Annotated in this window: 15 protein-coding genes and 1 pseudogene; 10 read left to right on the plus strand and 6 right to left on the minus strand. The window is 63.9% G+C overall.

Going from position 1 to position 14,575, the window contains the following annotated elements; all coding sequences use genetic code 11:
• Nucleotides 1–373 precede the first annotated feature (373 nt).
• From NKI15_RS17590 to NKI15_RS17600, 3 genes are all read left to right on the plus strand, one after another.
• Nucleotides 374–1,243, plus strand: coding sequence for a carbohydrate ABC transporter permease (locus tag NKI15_RS17590; RefSeq protein WP_023745368.1), 870 nt, complete (start codon nucleotides 374–376; stop codon nucleotides 1,241–1,243).
• Complete coding sequence (locus NKI15_RS17595; RefSeq protein WP_023668609.1) at nucleotides 1,240–2,064, plus strand: carbohydrate ABC transporter permease; 825 nt, start codon at nucleotides 1,240–1,242, stop codon at nucleotides 2,062–2,064. The genes NKI15_RS17590 and NKI15_RS17595 overlap by 4 nt, the downstream gene beginning before the upstream one ends.
• A 71-nt stretch (nucleotides 2,065–2,135) precedes the next feature.
• A complete protein-coding gene (locus NKI15_RS17600) occupies nucleotides 2,136–3,611 on the plus strand; it encodes a M81 family metallopeptidase (RefSeq protein WP_352514905.1) in 1,476 nt (491 codons plus the stop codon).
• 159 nt (nucleotides 3,612–3,770) lie between these two features.
• Here NKI15_RS17600 and NKI15_RS17605 read toward each other — a convergent pair whose 3' ends face one another.
• The 6 genes from NKI15_RS17605 to NKI15_RS17630 form a co-directional block, all read right to left on the minus strand.
• Nucleotides 3,771–5,825: a M3 family metallopeptidase gene (locus NKI15_RS17605; protein WP_352514904.1), complete on the minus strand. Its 2,055-nt coding sequence runs from the start codon at nucleotides 5,823–5,825 to the stop codon at nucleotides 3,771–3,773.
• A gap of 88 nt (nucleotides 5,826–5,913) precedes the next feature.
• Nucleotides 5,914–6,327: a nuclear transport factor 2 family protein gene (locus NKI15_RS17610; RefSeq protein WP_352514903.1), complete on the minus strand. Its 414-nt coding sequence runs from the start codon at nucleotides 6,325–6,327 to the stop codon at nucleotides 5,914–5,916.
• Between the two features lie 67 nt (nucleotides 6,328–6,394).
• Complete coding sequence (locus NKI15_RS17615; RefSeq protein ID WP_023681438.1) at nucleotides 6,395–7,039, minus strand: carbonic anhydrase; 645 nt, start codon at nucleotides 7,037–7,039, stop codon at nucleotides 6,395–6,397.
• A 149-nt stretch (nucleotides 7,040–7,188) separates the two neighbouring features.
• Nucleotides 7,189–7,953 (minus strand): DUF429 domain-containing protein, encoded by a 765-nt coding sequence (locus NKI15_RS17620; protein ID WP_352514902.1) that lies wholly within the window; start codon nucleotides 7,951–7,953, stop codon nucleotides 7,189–7,191.
• Nucleotides 7,950–8,834 carry a pyridoxal kinase PdxY gene (gene pdxY, locus NKI15_RS17625; protein ID WP_352514901.1) on the minus strand — a complete coding sequence of 295 codons (885 nt, stop codon included), beginning with the start codon at nucleotides 8,832–8,834 and terminating at the stop codon, nucleotides 7,950–7,952. The genes NKI15_RS17620 and pdxY overlap by 4 nt, the downstream gene beginning before the upstream one ends.
• Nucleotides 8,835–8,967: 133 nt before the next feature.
• Nucleotides 8,968–9,219, minus strand: a complete 252-nt coding sequence (locus NKI15_RS17630) for a hypothetical protein (protein WP_023698736.1) — start codon at nucleotides 9,217–9,219, stop codon at nucleotides 8,968–8,970.
• A 163-nt stretch (nucleotides 9,220–9,382) separates the two neighbouring features.
• On the opposite strand from NKI15_RS17630, the gene NKI15_RS17635 reads away from it, so the two are divergent.
• The 7 genes and pseudogenes from NKI15_RS17635 (at nucleotide 9,383) to ppa (ending at nucleotide 14,430) form a co-directional block, all read left to right on the plus strand.
• The gene (locus NKI15_RS17635) at nucleotides 9,383–10,015 is read left to right on the plus strand and encodes a LemA family protein (RefSeq protein ID WP_023681434.1); all 633 of its coding nucleotides are present in this window, start codon (nucleotides 9,383–9,385) and stop codon (nucleotides 10,013–10,015) included.
• Nucleotides 10,016–10,254: 239 nt separating this feature from the next.
• Nucleotides 10,255–11,019, plus strand: a complete 765-nt coding sequence (locus NKI15_RS17640; RefSeq protein ID WP_352514915.1) for a TPM domain-containing protein — start codon at nucleotides 10,255–10,257, stop codon at nucleotides 11,017–11,019.
• A gap of 49 nt (nucleotides 11,020–11,068) precedes the next feature.
• Nucleotides 11,069–11,527 (plus strand): annotated as a pseudogene (locus NKI15_RS17645) (TPM domain-containing protein); the annotation flags it as partial.
• Between the two features lie 35 nt (nucleotides 11,528–11,562).
• Entirely contained in the window at nucleotides 11,563–12,453 is an 891-nt protein-coding gene (locus NKI15_RS17650; protein ID WP_352514900.1) for a TPM domain-containing protein, read from the plus strand.
• A gap of 6 nt (nucleotides 12,454–12,459) precedes the next feature.
• On the plus strand, nucleotides 12,460–13,098 hold the full coding sequence (locus NKI15_RS17655; RefSeq protein WP_352514899.1) for a TPM domain-containing protein: 639 nt from the start codon (nucleotides 12,460–12,462) through the stop codon (nucleotides 13,096–13,098).
• 168 nt (nucleotides 13,099–13,266) lie between these two features.
• Complete coding sequence (locus NKI15_RS17660; protein WP_352514898.1) at nucleotides 13,267–13,773, plus strand: GNAT family N-acetyltransferase; 507 nt, start codon at nucleotides 13,267–13,269, stop codon at nucleotides 13,771–13,773.
• A 123-nt stretch (nucleotides 13,774–13,896) separates the two neighbouring features.
• On the plus strand, nucleotides 13,897–14,430 hold the full coding sequence (ppa, locus tag NKI15_RS17665; protein ID WP_023668623.1) for an inorganic diphosphatase: 534 nt from the start codon (nucleotides 13,897–13,899) through the stop codon (nucleotides 14,428–14,430).
• Nucleotides 14,431–14,575: the final 145 nt, after the last annotated feature.

Raw genomic sequence — 14,575 nt, forward strand, 5'->3', positions numbered from 1 at the left:
CCCCGCCCCCGCCCCCCCCCCCCCCCCCCCCCCCACCCCCCCCCCCCCCACCCCCCCCCCCCCCCCCCCCCCCCCCCCCCACACACAACCCACCCCCCCCCCCCCCCCACCCCCCCCCCCCCCCCCCCCCCCCCCACCCCCCCCCCGCCCCCCCCCCCCCCCCCCCCCCCCCCCCCCCCCCCTCCCCCGATCGACGGGGGAGAGGAAGGGCTCCCTTCCGCAACCGCTGCGGAGGATGGGCAGGCAGGTGAGGGGCAGCGCAAACGTCCGCAGGAGATTCAAACCCTGAAGCGCTGCCTTAGACCGATATGCGAGATTGATCCGAGCTGGCGCGCCAGCGCCACTTATGTCCAACATGGTACGAATCCGGCCGATGCAAAATCGTTACCTGCCCTATTTATTGACCTTGCCCAGCCTGTTTCTGGCCGCAGTCGTCATCTTCTGGCCGGTCTGGGACCTGATCCAGATATCGACGCATGATGTCAGCCGTTTTGGGCAGCTGCGGGACTTCAACGATTTCGCCAATTATTCCGCCTTCCTCGCCGATCCCGATTTCCTGGCGGCACTCTGGCGCACCGGCCTGTGGACCGTGCTGGTGGTCGGCGGCGCGCTGCTGTTGTCCGTCCCCGTGGCGATGATCCTCAACACCGATTTCTACGGCCGCGGCATTGCCCGCGTCATCATCATGCTGCCCTGGGCGGTGTCGCTGACGATGACGGCGGTGGTCTGGCGCTGGGCGCTCAACGGCGAAAGCGGGATGCTGAACTCGGCGCTGATCGGGCTTGGCCTGATCCATGAAAACATCCAGTGGCTGGCGCGCGCCGAGACCGCCTTTCCGATGCAGGTGCTGATCGGCATATTGGTGACGGTGCCCTTCACCACCACGATCTTCCTCGGCGGCTTGTCATCAATCCCGGACGATCTATACGAGGCGGCCGCCCTGGAAGGGGCGACGCCGCTGCAGCAGTTTCGCGAGATCACCTTTCCGCTGCTGAAGCCGTTCATCAACATCGCCATCGTGCTTAACACCATCTACGTCTTCAATTCCTTCCCGATCATCTGGGTGATGACGCAGGGCGGGCCGGCCAACTCGACCGACATATTGGTCACCCACCTCTACAAACTGGCCTTCCGCATCGGCAAGCTTGGAGAGGCCTCGGCGGTATCGCTGCTGATGTTCGCCATCCTTTTGATCTTCACCATGATCTATGTGCGCCTCGCCATGCGGGAGCAGCGTACATGACGCCCAAGCTGAAGCGCACGATCATCGCCTGGCTGCTGCTTTCGCCGCTGCTCGTGGTGACGATCTTCCCCTTCGCGGTGATGTTTTTGACCGCGGTCAAGCCGCGGCAGGAGGTGCTGTCGCCGACCTGGTGGCCAAGCGAATTCCACTGGTCGAATTTTGCCGACATGTGGGTGGCGACGGGATTCGGCCAGGCGTTAGCCAATTCGCTCTATGTCTCGGTTATCGCCACCGTCGGCGCCATCCTGATCTCGGTGCCGGCCGCCTATGCCATGTCGCGGTTTCGCTTTGCCGGGTATGGCGCCTTCCGCCAGTTCCTGCTGATCTCGCAGATGATCTCGCCGATCGTGCTGGTGCTTGGCCTGTTCCGGCTGATGGCCGCCTGGGGCCTGATCGAATCGACGACGGCGCTCGGCGTCATCTACATGGCTTTCAACGTCGCCTTCACCGTGTGGATGCTGCAGAGTTATTTCGACACCATCCCGCGCGATCTCGAGGAAGCAGCGTGGATGGAGGGCGCCGGCCGCTGGCTGACCTTGCGAAAAGTGTTTCTGCCGCTTTGCCTGCCGGCAATCGCGGTCACCGCCATCTTCACCTTCATCAACGCCTGGAATGAGTTCGTCGTTGCGCTCACAATGCTGCGCAGCCAGGAAAGTTACACGCTGCCGATCCAGGTGTTCTCGCTGGTCGCCGGCCGCTACACGATCGAATGGCACCATGTAATGGCGGCGACGCTGCTGGCGACGCTGCCGGTGGCGATTCTGTTCATCTGGCTGCAGCGCTATCTCGTCCGCGGGCTGGCGCTCGGGGCCGTAAAATAGCAATTCCAGGAAAAGTGTGGAGCGGTTTTCCGTCCGGAATTGCGAAAAACAAATAGCCGTACGGAGTTTTCATGCGCATCTTCACCGCCTCGCTGGCGACCGAAACCAACACCTTCTCGCCGGTGCCGACCGACCGGGCGTCGTTCGAGATGGCGTTCTATGCCGGGCCGGGCAAGCATCCTGACACACCGACCTTGTGCTCCTCGCCGATGGTCGCCTTGCGCCGGCGCGCGGCTGCCGAAGGGCTGACCGTCGTCGAAGGCACCGCCACCTGGGCAGAGCCGGGAGGGCTGGTGCAGCGGCAGACCTATGAGGCGTTGCGCGACGAGATTCTCGGCCAGTTGAAGGCAGCCTTGCCGGTCGACGCCGTCATCCTCGGCCTGCACGGCGCCATGGTGGCGCAAGGCTATGACGATTGCGAAGGCGATCTGCTGGAACGGGTTCGCGCAATCGTCGGGCCGGATGTGGTGGTCGCGGTCGAGCTCGACCCGCACAGCCACCTGACGCCGAAGCGCGTGGCGGCATGCAATGTCATGGCCTATTTCCTCGAATTCCCGCACACCGACTTCTATGAGCGCGGCGAACATGTCGTCGAGCTTGGATTGGCGGCGGCGCGCGACGAGATCAAGCCGGTGATCTCGACCTTCGACTGCCGCATGATCCAGGTGCTGCCGACCAGCCGCGAGCCGATGCGCTCCTTCGTCGACCGCATCAAGGCGCTGCACGGCAAGGACGGCGTGCTGTCGGTCTCGGTCATCCACGGCTTCATGGCGGCGGACGTGCCGGAAATGGGCACGCGCATCCTGGTCGTGACCGACAATGACAAGGCCAAGGGCGATGCGCTGGCGGAGACGCTCGGGCGCGAGCTTTACGCCATACGCGAAAGGACGGCGATGACGATGCTGAACACCGAGGATGGCATCGCGCGGGCACTGGCCGTGCGCAAGGGAAACCCCGGCAAGCCGGTTGTGATTGCCGACATCTGGGACAATCCCGGCGGTGGCGTCGCCGGCGACGGTACCGTTGTGCTGCGCGCCATGCTGGAACAGGGCGTGGACAATTTTGGCGTGGCGACGATCTGGGACCCGATCGCTGTCACCTTTTGCCAGGCGGCAGGCGAAGGCGCCGTCATCGACCTGCGCTTCGGCGGCAAGGCCGGGCCGCTGGCCGGCGAACCGATCGATGCGCGCGTCAAGGTGTTGAAAGCCGTCCCCGAGGGCTGGCAGAGCTTCGGGCCGAGCCGGGTGACGCTCGGACCAACGGCGCTGGTGCGCATCGAGGGCACGGAGGTCGACATCATCCTCAACACCAACCGCACGCAGACCTTCGAGCCGGATATTTTCTCCAACATCGGCGTCGATCCGATGCGCAAGGACATATTGCTGATCAAGTCGACCAATCATTTCTACGCCGGCTTCGCACCAATCGCGGCGGAGATTATTTATGTTTCGGCGCCGAGCTCGTATCCGAGCAATCCGACGGTGACGGATTACAGGAAGCTGACGCGGCCGGTGTGGCCACGGGTGGCGGATCCTTGGCGCTGGTGATCGCCCCACTTGAGGGGGAGATGTCGCCAAAGGCGACAGAGGGGGTCCTCGCGCGTGAAGCGCCGACCTTCATCTGCCGCAGCGGGTCGAGCCCAGTCGGGCCGAGCCCCTCTGGCCGCTTTGCGGCCATCTCCTCCTCGAGGGGGAGATAAGCCGGCGCTACACCAATCCCCGCTTCACCATCATCGCCTCAGGCGAAGGCATCTTGCCACGGAACGCCGTGTACAGCTCCTCCGGATCCTTCGACCCGCCAGCGGCATAGATATTCTTCCGAAGCCGTTCCGCCAGCGCCGGGTTGAAGGGATCGCCGGTCTCCTCGAAGGCGGCGAAGGCGTCGGCGTCGAGCACTTCCGACCACATGTAGGAATAGTAGCCGGCTGAATAACCGTCGCCGGAGAAGATATGGCCGAAATGGGGGGTGCGATGACGCATGGCGATGGTGTCGGGCATATCAAGCTTTTCCAGCGTTTCGGCTTCGAAACGCAGCGGTTCCGCCGGCGCATCCGGCCGCGCGTGATACGCCATGTCGATCAGCGCCGACGCTGTGAACTCGACCGTGGCGAAACCGGCGCCGAACGTGCGGGCGGCCAGCATCTTGTCGAGCAGCGACTTCGGCATCGGCTTGCCGGTCTTGACATGCAGCGCATGCTTTTCCAGCACTGCGGGCACCGTCAGCCAGTGCTCGTAGAGCTGCGAAGGCAGTTCGACGAAATCGCGGGAAACCGACGTGCCCGCCACCGACGGCCAGGTGACGTCGGTCAGCATGCCGTGCAAAGCATGGCCGAACTCGTGGAACAGGGTCTTGGCCTCATCGACCGACAGCAGCGCTGCTTCCCCGGCCGGCGGCTTGGCGAAGTTCATGATGTTGTAGATCACCGGCTTTGAGCCATCCCCAAGCTTGTAGCCAGACTTCAGCGCGCTCATCCAGGCGCCAGAACGCTTCGAGGATCGGGCGAAATAGTCGGCGAGGAACAGGCCGCGCTCGCTGCCATCGGCGTTCTTCACCACGAAGACGCGCGCGTCGGGATGCCAGGCGGCGATGCCCTTCTTCTCCTCGAAAGTGATGCCGAACAGTTTGGTGGCGACGTCGAAACAGGCGTCGATGATGCGGTCGAGCTGCAGATAGGGTTTCAGCTCCGCCTCGTCGAAGGCGAATTTTTCGGCGCGCAATTTCTCCTGGTAGAAGCGCCAGTCCCAGGCGGCGAATTTTTCGTTGCTGCCGGCCTTGGTCGCCAGCCGCTCCAGCTCCTTCTGGTCGGCGGCGGCCTTCTCCAGCGCTTTCTCCCAGACCGGGTCGAGGAGGTCGTGCACCGCCTTCGGCGTCTTGGCCATGGTGTCGTCGAGCTTCAGCGCGGCGAACGAGGCATAGCCGAGCAGCCTGGCCTTTTCGGCGCGCAGTTTCAGCATGTCGCGCACCACTGCGGTGTTGTCGCTGGCGCCGCCGTTCTGGCCGCGCATGGTGAAAGCGCGGAAGGCGCTCTCGCGCAGGTCGCGGCGTTCGGAGAAGGTCGTGAACGGCTCATAGATAGAGCGCGACAAGGTGACTGCGTAGCGGCCTTTCTGGCCGCGCGTCTCGGCGGCTTCGGCCATCGAACTCTTCACGAAGTCCGGCAGGCCCGCAAGATCAGCCTCGTCGAGGAAAAGCGCCCAGTCGCGCTCGTCGGCCAGCACGTTCTGGCCGAAGGTCGTGCCGAGCGAGGACAGCTCCTCGCTGATGTTGGCCAGCCGCTTCTTGCCGTCGGCGTCGAGCTTGGCGCCCGAGCGCACAAAGCCTTTCCAGGTCTTCTCCAGCACCCGCAGCGTCTCGGCGCCGAGTTTGAGCGTCTCCCGGCGCTGATAGAGATCGTCGATGCGGGCAAACAGTTTCTCGTTCATTGAGATCGCCGAGAAATGCCGCGACATCTTCGGCGAGATCTCACGCTCCAGCGCCTGGATCGAATCGTTGGTGTGGGCGCCGGCCCGGCACCAGAAGATCGACGAGACATGGTCGAGCGGCTCACCGGCGAGCTCGAGGGCTGCCAGCGTATTCTGGATGGTCGGCACATCCTTGTTGCCGGCGATCGCATCGATTTCGGCCTCATGTGCCTTCAGCGCCGCGTCGAACACCGAGGAGAAATCGTCGTCGCCGATGCTGGCAAAATCCGGCAGGCCGAGCGGCCCTTGCCATTTGGTCAGCGGATGGGCGGCGAGATCGACGGTTTTCGTGGACGGCATGGGGGATCTTTCGATGATTGGCGGAGCTTGCTGACCGATGTAGGGCGATGACTGGCGCGGCGCAACAGCGCGGCCGTTCAAGCCCGCGTCAGAAGCCGTCGCAATTTTCCGCGATCGCCGCTTGCGAACTGGCGGTGATGCGGTAGCCGGTGACGGCGAACGTCTCCTGCATCAGCATGTCATTGTTGGGGAAATCATAGCAGGCGATGACAGTGGTGACGCCGGCCTCGCTCTTTTCGACGCGATGCCGGATTGCGGCGCCGGCGACCGCGCCCTTCCATTCGTCGATCGAGGCGATGAATTCCTGTTTCGACTGCACGACGCCGAGATCGTCGAGCTTGATGCTGGCATCGTCGGCGAGCAGGTCCGACAATTCGGTGCGATCGGCAACCAGCAGCGCCGAATACCAGCGGTCTATAATAGCGCCGTCATCGGAGCGGGCACGGACGAGCGAAATCAGCAGCGCCGCTACGGCGAAAGCGATCGCACGCCAAAGCCGCATTCTTGCCTCCTCTTATTTGACCATGCCCTAATCCGAAAACCGGTTCCCACTTTTCCGGATCATGGGTCTACGTCAAATCCGGCCGCTCGAAGTCCCCAGTGTCCTTGTTCATCACCCAGAGTTCGCCGGTCGAGATGTCGAACCAGGCGCCATGCAGCGACAGCCGCCCCTTGCCTTCGAGGATGGAGACGCAAGGGAAGGTCCTGAGATTGGCGATCGAATAGCGGATGGAGATGCGCTCCAGCGCCGTCTGCCGTTCCGTTGCCGTCATGAAGGTGCTGGACGACACGGTTTCGGCCGCCGGCGCGATCAGGCTCATCCATTTGCCGATGAAGTCGCCGGGCGACAGCGGCGCCGAATTGGTGTCGAGCGCGGCGCGGATGCCGCCGCAGCGGCCATGGCCCATCACCACGATGTTTTTCACCTTCAGGCTCTGCACGGCGAATTCGAGCGCGGCCGAGGTCGAGTGGAACTCGCCGTCCGGTGCATAGGGCGGCACCAGATTGCCGACATTGCGCAGAACGAACAGTTCGCCCGGACCGGCGTCGAAGATCGCCTCGGGGGCAGAGCGGGAATCGCAGCAGGCAACGATCATGGTTTCGGGCGCCTGCCCCTCGCGGGCGAGCTCGCGGTAGCGTCCGCTCTCGGTGAGATAGCGGCCATTCATGAAATTGCGGTAGCCGGTCCAAAGATGTTCGGGGAGATGGGGCATGGGCTAGGGATGAAGCCTTTCGGGGTTAGCGACGGCAGCTCATTTCAAGTTAGAAAGGCTCTAACGGCAAATGCCCGTCGCGGGCAATGCCGAATTGCGGATGGCTTCGTCGCAAATCGCCATGCCGCACGCATGGCTCGCCGCTTGCCTCACGCCCAGATCGCCAGGGGAATGCCCAAACGGTCGGCAAGCGGCGGGTCGGGAAACGGCTTTGCCTCGCCGCCGGCAATGCGTCCGGCAATCAGCATCATCGCTGCGGCGTCGAGGAAATCGTCGGCGGCAGCACCGCGTTGCGGCGGCTGGTCAAGGAAAGCTCTGGTATAGCCCTGCCGGCAGAGCAGTGCCTTGCGCTCTTCCATCCCGGCAGGATTGACTGCGCCCTTGATCTTCTTCGGCAGCGTCATCGGTTTTTCGCCGTTCAGCCGGCAGAAGGCCACTTCGGGGTGCGATTCGAAGACGCGGCGGCGCAGTTGCGGACGTGCGATCAGCAGCGCGTCGATCTCGCGTATCTTGGCAAAGATGCCGAAGGCCTGGATCGAGACGCCGCGTGGCGGATCGGAGGTCGCCCTGGCCACCTCGCTGGCGCGCCGATGCGCCTCATACCAGGCCTCGACCGTGGTGAAGTCGCTGATGTCGGCGTAGAGGGCCGCGCGGGACGGGATAGAGAAGACGCTGGATTGCCGTGCTCCGAGCATTGGCCGTACCAAGGTCTCCGGCCCGCGCCCGCCTCTTTGCGAGACGTCCGGCAGGCCGATCGGCATGTCGACGGCCACTGTCGCATCGGCGGGCAAGGCGTCGAGCAGGGCCGCAAAGCTGGGAAAGACGCGGACTGACGGCGCGGCATCCAGATCGCGGCGGACGGCGATCCAGCCGGCCTTGCAGCCGTCTACGCCGACGACCACGGTCGACGTCACGCCCGGCGGTCCCGCCCCGGATGCGTGAGGTGGCGCAGCTGCACCATCGCCATCGGATGCGACAGGCTCTGGGCATCGGTTTCAAGCTGCAACTCGTCGCCGCCACGCTTGGCGGTTCGCGCCAGGATTTCGTAGACGGCGGCGGTGGTCGATTGCAGCGCCTTGATCGGCGGCTGCCCCGACAGGATGCGGGCGAGGTAGACGGCCGCAGTCAGGTCGCCGAGGCCATTCGGCGGCTTGTCGATGAGGCGGTGTTCGGCCAGCAGCGCCTGGGTGCCGTCAAGCAGCAGATTGCCGGTGCCGCCGGTCATCATCGACTGTGCCGACGTCACCAGCATTGTTGACGGTCCGGCATGGAGGGCGGCCGAGATCACCGATTTCAGATCGGGCAAGGGCGCGCCGGCCATCCACTCCAGCTCATAGCGGTTGGGGGTGGCGATGTCGGCGATCGGCATCAGTCGATCACGCATGGCGGCGGCCGTCAGCTCGGGCACGTAGAGCCCGCCGGAATCGCCCATCACCGGATCGCATATATAGATCGCTTCCGGTGTCTTGGCCTTGACGGCCGCGACCAGCGAAGCGACGGCGTCGGCCTGGCCGGCCTCGCCGAGATAGCCCGACAGCACCGCACCGACCTCACCCAGCCAGGGCGCGCGCTCGAGATCGGCCATCAGCGCCTTGAACTGGTCGAGCGGCGGCACGATGCGCGTGGCGCGGCCGTGGCCCGGATGCCAGGGCAAGATGACCGTCGGTACCGCCCACACCGGAAAGCCCAGCGTCTCCAGCGCAAACACGGCGGCGCGGTTACCGACCGAGCCGCGGGCGACATGGCTGGAAATGACGATGACCGCGCGCGGCGCGTCGGCTTTTTCGCTGTTCATGGAAAATCCTAGATACGGATAATTTTTCGTTGAATCGTCATCCTGATCTATCTCTTTGGTTGGAGCATGATCTCCGGACAAAACGGTTCCCGTTTGTCCGAGAAAACCGGTTCCCACTTTTCAGGATCATGCTCTAGCTGCCCCGGGAGACGTAGTACACGAGCCAGATCAAAAGGCCGAGGGCGACGATGAGCCCAAGTGCGCGACCGATGCGGGTGCCCCAGACCTCGATCGGATCAGATCGGTCGGCCTCCGCTGCGGTAACATGATCGCGCGCGCCTTTCGCTGCCCGTGACACCAGCGATGCGCCGCCAAGGCCGCCCTCGTTCGCCACGCGCTCGATAATGCGGCGCGATTCGCTGTCATCGTCGCGGCCTTCCGCCATGATCCTGTCCTGTTTGCCGGCAACCATATCGTGTTCGCGCGATCAATCACAGGGCCTCGCCGGCGCATGAATGCGCGCCAGGAATGCGCGCCAGCGGCAGACATTTTCTTGAGCGCGGATTGTGCTAATGCTTCGCATGCAACTTCTGTCGAGGGACCTCACCATGTTTGCCCAGCGCCTTGCCTTCCCTTTCCGCAGTCTGCCGGCCGTGCTGATGATGGCCGTCGTGCTGCCTCTGCTCGCCGGCTGCGGCTTCAACACCATCCCGACGGCGGAGGAAAACGCCAAGGCGGCATGGAGCGAGGTGCTGAACCAGTATCAGCGTCGGTCCGACCTCATTCCCAATTTGGTCGAGACGGTGAAGGGCTATGCCTCGCATGAAAAGGACACGCTCGATGCGGTGGTCGAAGCGCGCGCCAAGGCGACGCAGATCACGGTGACGCCGGAAACGCTGAAGGACCCCGAAGCGCTCAAGAAGTTCCAGGATGCGCAATCAGGGCTGACCAGCGCGCTGTCGCGGCTGATCGCGGTGTCGGAGGCCTATCCCGACCTCAAGGCCAACCAGAATTTCCTGGCGCTGCAGGCGCAACTCGAAGGCACCGAGAACCGTATCGCCGTGGCGCGGCGCGACTACATCCTGGCGGTCAAGGATTACAATCTGACGCTGAGGACCTTTCCGTCGGTGCTATGGGCAACCTTCTGGTTCCGCAGCAACGAGCCCTTCGCCAACTTCACCGTCGAAGAAGACAAGATGCAGCCGCCGAAGGTCGATTTCGGCACGAAGCAGGGCGGGTGATGACGTCTGGGTGAGCTTGGCCTTTGCCAGCCTTGCGTTCCTTCACACCCCCCTCTGTCCTGCCGGACATCTCCCCCTCAAGGGGGGAGATCAGCTGTCTTCTGTCCTTGCGCCAATTATCAGCGTTGCCGGCTGAGCGTCGGCAGCGAGATTGCCAATCTCCCCCCTCGAGGGGGAGATGTCCGGCAGGACAGAGGGGGACGCGAAGGAACGCCAACCTTGGTGTTCTTCTCGCCTTTCTGGCCGTCTTCCTGCCCCTCACCGCCTTCGCCGCCGATCTCCCCACGCTGACCGGCCGCGTCGTCGATAACGCCGGCATTATCGACGCGGGAACCAAAGCCGCGCTCACCCAGAAACTCGCCGACTTCGAGACAAAAGGCTCCGACCAGATCGTCGTCGCCACCATCCCCAGCCTCGACGGCGAGGAGATTGAGCCTTACGCCAACCGGCTGTTCCGCTTCTGGAAGCTCGGCCAGGCCAAGGAAAACAACGGCGTGCTGCTGCTGGTGGCGCCGAACGACCGCAAGATGCGCATCGAGGTCGGCTATGGGCTGGAAGGCACGCTGACCGATTTGCACACCAAGCTGATCATCGAAAACGACATGGTGCCGGCGTTCCGCGCCGGCGATTTCTCCGGGGGCATTTCCAAGGCCGTCGACGACATGGTGATGGTGCTGGAAGGCAATCCGGAGGAATTGGAGGCGCGCGGCGAGCGCAACAAGAAGCCGCCCATCAATACCGACAATCTGTTCTTCGGCGTCTTCATCAGCATCTGGGCGATCATCTTCTTCGGCAGCATGGCTGCCTCCATCCTGCCGCCGATCTTTGGCAAAAAGCTCGGTCCCCGCCGCTATCGCTGGCTGGGCATGACATTCGAGCCGGGCCGGCGGTCGTCCAGCGGCGGGTCTTCGGGCGGGGGCGGCTGGTCGGGTTCAAGCGGTGGTGGCGGCTTTTCCGGCGGCGGCGGTTCGTCCGGCGGCGGCGGCTCCTCGGGAAGCTGGTGACGAGATGACCACACGCATCACCAATCCCTGGCATGGCCGTTTCGCCACGATGACCGGCGCTGCCTTGCTGGTCTTGCTCGTCAGCTTCGCGGCGCTGGCGGCGGAACTGCCCGCCCTCACCGGTCGTGTCGTCGACAATGCAGGCATCATCGACGCCGCGACCGAGCCGGCGCTGACGCAGAAGCTGGCCGATTTCGAGACCAAAGGCTCCGACCAGATCGTCGTCGCGACGGTTCCCAGCCTCGACGGCGAGGAGATCGAGCCTTACGCCACCCGGCTGTTCAACGCCTGGAAGCTCGGCCAGAAGGCCAAGAACAATGGCGTGCTTCTGCTGGTGGCCGTGAACGACCGCAAGATGCGCATCGAGGTCGGCTACGGGCTGGAGGGCACACTGACCAACCAGCAGGCTACACGGATCATTGAAGATGACATGGTGCCGGCTTTCCGCGCCGGCGATTTCTCCGGCGGTATTTCCAAAGCGGTCGACGACATGATCATGGTGATCGAGGACGGTCATGGTGGTTGAGGGGAGCTGGTGACGGCATGACAGTACGCGTCTTCAATCCGCCAAAACCTGGCCGCGCAGCCGCGACGATCGGCATCGCCTTGTTGACGATGCTCGCCATGCTGTTCGTAGCCTTGGCGGCAGACCTGCCGGCACTCACCGGGCGGGTGGTCGACAATGCCGGTATTATCGACGCCGCGACCAAGGCGGCACTAACGCAGAAGCTCGCGGATTTTGAGACCAAAGGCTCCGACCAGATCGTCGTCGCCACGATCAACAGCCTGGACGGCGAGGAGATCGAACCCTACGCCAACCGGCTGTTCCGCTTTTGGAAACTCGGCCAGGCCGGCGAAAACAACGGCGTGCTTCTGCTGGTGGCCAAGAACGACCACAAGATGCGCATCGAGGTCGGCTACGGGCTGGAAGGCACGCTGACCGACCTGCACACCAAACTGATCATCGAAAACGACATGGTGCCGGCGTTCCGCGCCGGTGATTTCTCCGGCGGCATTTCCACGGCCGTCGACGACATGGTCATGGTGCTGGAAGGCAATCCGGAAGAGCTGGAGGCGCGCGGCAAGCGCAACCCGGCCGACCACAGCACGCCCGTCGATCCTATAGTCGCGGTCTTCCTGATCCTGTGGGCGGCGATGTTCTTCGGCGGCCTGGCGATGGCCTTCCTGCCGCCGATCTTCGGCACCAAGCTCTCGCCGGGCGTGTATAAATGGCTGGGCATGACCTTTCGCTACGGCCAGGGGCCGAGCGGATCGTCCTCGGGCTCCAGCAGCTGGACAACAAGTTCGTCGTCGGGCAGCGGATGGTCATCGGGAAGTTCGGGCAGCAGCTGGTCTTCGGGCTCAAGCAGCGGCGGCGGGTTTTCTGGCGGCGGCGGTTCGTCCGGCGGTGGCGGGTCTTCAGGGAGCTGGTGAGAGAAGATGGCAACACGACCGATCAGCCCACAGGACCATGAGCGCATCGCCACCGCGATCCGCGCCGCCGAGGCCGAAACCGACGGCGAGATCTACTGCGTCGTTGCGCATGCCAGCGACGGCTATTTCTTTCCCGCCGCCTTCATGGCGACATCAGGCATGCTGATTGCCAGCCTCGCCGTCGCCTATGGGCTGGAAGCCTGGTGGCTGTCGATCCGGCTGCCGCATTTCGTCATTGTCCAACTGTCGGCACTGGCCTCGGTGTTGGTGCTTTTGTGGGCGCTGCCGGGCTTGCGTATCCATCTGGTGCCGCGCCGGCAGCGTTATCAGGCGGCACATGACAATGCGCTCAGGCAGTTCCTCGCCCGCAATGTCCACCGCACCACGGCGCGCACCGGCGTGCTGGTCTTCGTGTCGATCGCCGAACGTTATGCCGAAGTGGTCGCCGATTCGGGCATCGACAGCAAGGTCGGCCAGCATGTCTGGGACGGCGTGGTGCGCGATCTCCTGCAGCATGCCGGCGACGACCAACTCGCCGACGGCTTCGTCAAGGCGATCGGGCAGGTCGGCGCGGTGCTGGCCGAGCATTTCCCGGTGACGTCGGGCGATGCCAATGAACTGGACGATCATCTCGTCGAGATCTGAAAAGCCAGCACGCGCTACCCGGACGGACGCCTGACCGCGCCGGCTGGGTGCGTTTTCCAGGCAGGCTTTGCCCATTGTCAGCAGTGTCGCGATCGGCTGTGAGAAAGCGGTCGGCGGGCTGACCTCGACTCTTGCAAATGGCCGATGCGGGTTTATGGTTAACAAATCATGAATACGCTGAGCATCGACATCAGGAAAGCCGAACCGCGCGACGCTGGCGCCATTGCGGACGTGCACCAGCAGGCTTGGGAGGGCGCCTATTCCGGCATCATCCCGCATCGCTCGCTGACCTCGATGATCAACCGCCGCGGCGCCGACTGGTGGGCCAACGCCATCCGCCGCGCCGCCACCGTTCTGGTGGTCGAGATCGGCGGCACCATCACCGGCTATGCCACGATCGGCAAGAACCGCGCCCGCGAGCTGAAGCAACAGGGCGAAATCTACGAACTTTACCTGCGTCCGGAATATCAAGGCATCGGGCTCGGCAGCCGGCTGTTCAAGGCGGCGCGGGCGCGGCTTGCCGACCACGGGCTGAAGGGAATGGTGGTGTGGGCGCTGGAAGACAACCAGAACGCACTTTCCTTCTATGCCGGCGCGGGTGGCCGTGACGTCGCCGAAGGCGTCGAGATTTTCGAGCAGAGGGCGCTCAAGAAGGTCGCCTTCGTCTGGGAATGACCGGCCTCGGTTACAAATCATCATAAACCGTGCGCTTCCGTTAGCGCTTCGCACCAATCGCCGCATTGCACCATGCCGCGCCGCCCGCTATCGATCTTGGACATCGAGAGAGGGATTTAAGCCATGCGAATCGAAGCCATTGCCATCGGAAAGAACCCGCCCGAGGACATCAACGTCATCATCGAGGTGCCGATCGGCGGCGAGCCGATCAAGTACGAGATGGACAAGGAGGCCGGCACGCTGTTCGTCGACCGTTTCCTGCATACGTCGATGCGCTACCCCGGCAATTACGGTTTCGTGCCGCACACGCTGTCGGGCGACGGCGACCCGATCGACGTGCTGGTCTGCAACACGCGCGCGCTGGTGCCGGGCTGCGTCATCAATGTGCGACCGATCGGCGTGCTGGTGATGGAAGACAATGCCGGCCAGGACGAGAAGGTCATTGCCGTGCCGTCGCCGAAGCTGACGCTGCGCTACGAAAACGTCACCGAATACACGCAGCTGCCCGAGATCACCCGCGACCAGGTCCAGCACTTCTTCGAGCACTACAAGGATCTCGAGCCCGGCAAATGGGTCAAGATCGAAGGCTGGCACGATTCGAAATACGCCAAGAAGATGATCGTCGACGCGATCGCACGGGCGAAGGCGGCGAAGTAGCGCCGAGAGAGGCCTGCGTCTCGTTCAAGTAAGCGGCAAACGCCAGCGCGAGGCACCCCCCTCTGGCCTGCCGGCCATCTCCCCCTCAAGGGGGGAGATCGGATGTCGCAACGGCTTTCGTCAATTTTCAGCGCCGAAAGAAAAG

It is taken from the genome of Mesorhizobium sp. M0862, assembly GCF_040319795.1.
Lineage (GTDB): Bacteria > Pseudomonadota > Alphaproteobacteria > Rhizobiales > Rhizobiaceae > Mesorhizobium.

Excerpts from the sequence above, each read along its gene's own strand:
- NKI15_RS17590 (WP_023745368.1), top strand. The coding sequence starts at position 374 with ATGCAAAATCGTTACCTGCCCTATTTATTGACCTTGCCCAGCCTGTTT.
- NKI15_RS17595 (WP_023668609.1), top strand. The coding sequence starts at position 1,240 with ATGACGCCCAAGCTGAAGCGCACGATCATCGCCTGGCTGCTGCTTTCG.
- NKI15_RS17600 (WP_352514905.1), top strand. The coding sequence starts at position 2,136 with ATGCGCATCTTCACCGCCTCGCTGGCGACCGAAACCAACACCTTCTCG.
- NKI15_RS17605 (WP_352514904.1), bottom strand. The coding sequence starts at position 5,825 with ATGCCGTCCACGAAAACCGTCGATCTCGCCGCCCATCCGCTGACCAAA.
- NKI15_RS17610 (WP_352514903.1), bottom strand. The coding sequence starts at position 6,327 with ATGCGGCTTTGGCGTGCGATCGCTTTCGCCGTAGCGGCGCTGCTGATT.
- NKI15_RS17615 (WP_023681438.1), bottom strand. The coding sequence starts at position 7,039 with ATGCCCCATCTCCCCGAACATCTTTGGACCGGCTACCGCAATTTCATG.
- pdxY (WP_352514901.1), bottom strand. The coding sequence starts at position 8,834 with ATGAACAGCGAAAAAGCCGACGCGCCGCGCGCGGTCATCGTCATTTCC.
- NKI15_RS17630 (WP_023698736.1), bottom strand. The coding sequence starts at position 9,219 with ATGGCGGAAGGCCGCGACGATGACAGCGAATCGCGCCGCATTATCGAG.
- NKI15_RS17635 (WP_023681434.1), top strand. The coding sequence starts at position 9,383 with ATGTTTGCCCAGCGCCTTGCCTTCCCTTTCCGCAGTCTGCCGGCCGTG.
- NKI15_RS17650 (WP_352514900.1), top strand. The coding sequence starts at position 11,563 with ATGACAGTACGCGTCTTCAATCCGCCAAAACCTGGCCGCGCAGCCGCG.
- NKI15_RS17655 (WP_352514899.1), top strand. The coding sequence starts at position 12,460 with ATGGCAACACGACCGATCAGCCCACAGGACCATGAGCGCATCGCCACC.
- NKI15_RS17660 (WP_352514898.1), top strand. The coding sequence starts at position 13,267 with ATGAATACGCTGAGCATCGACATCAGGAAAGCCGAACCGCGCGACGCT.
- ppa (WP_023668623.1), top strand. The coding sequence starts at position 13,897 with ATGCGAATCGAAGCCATTGCCATCGGAAAGAACCCGCCCGAGGACATC.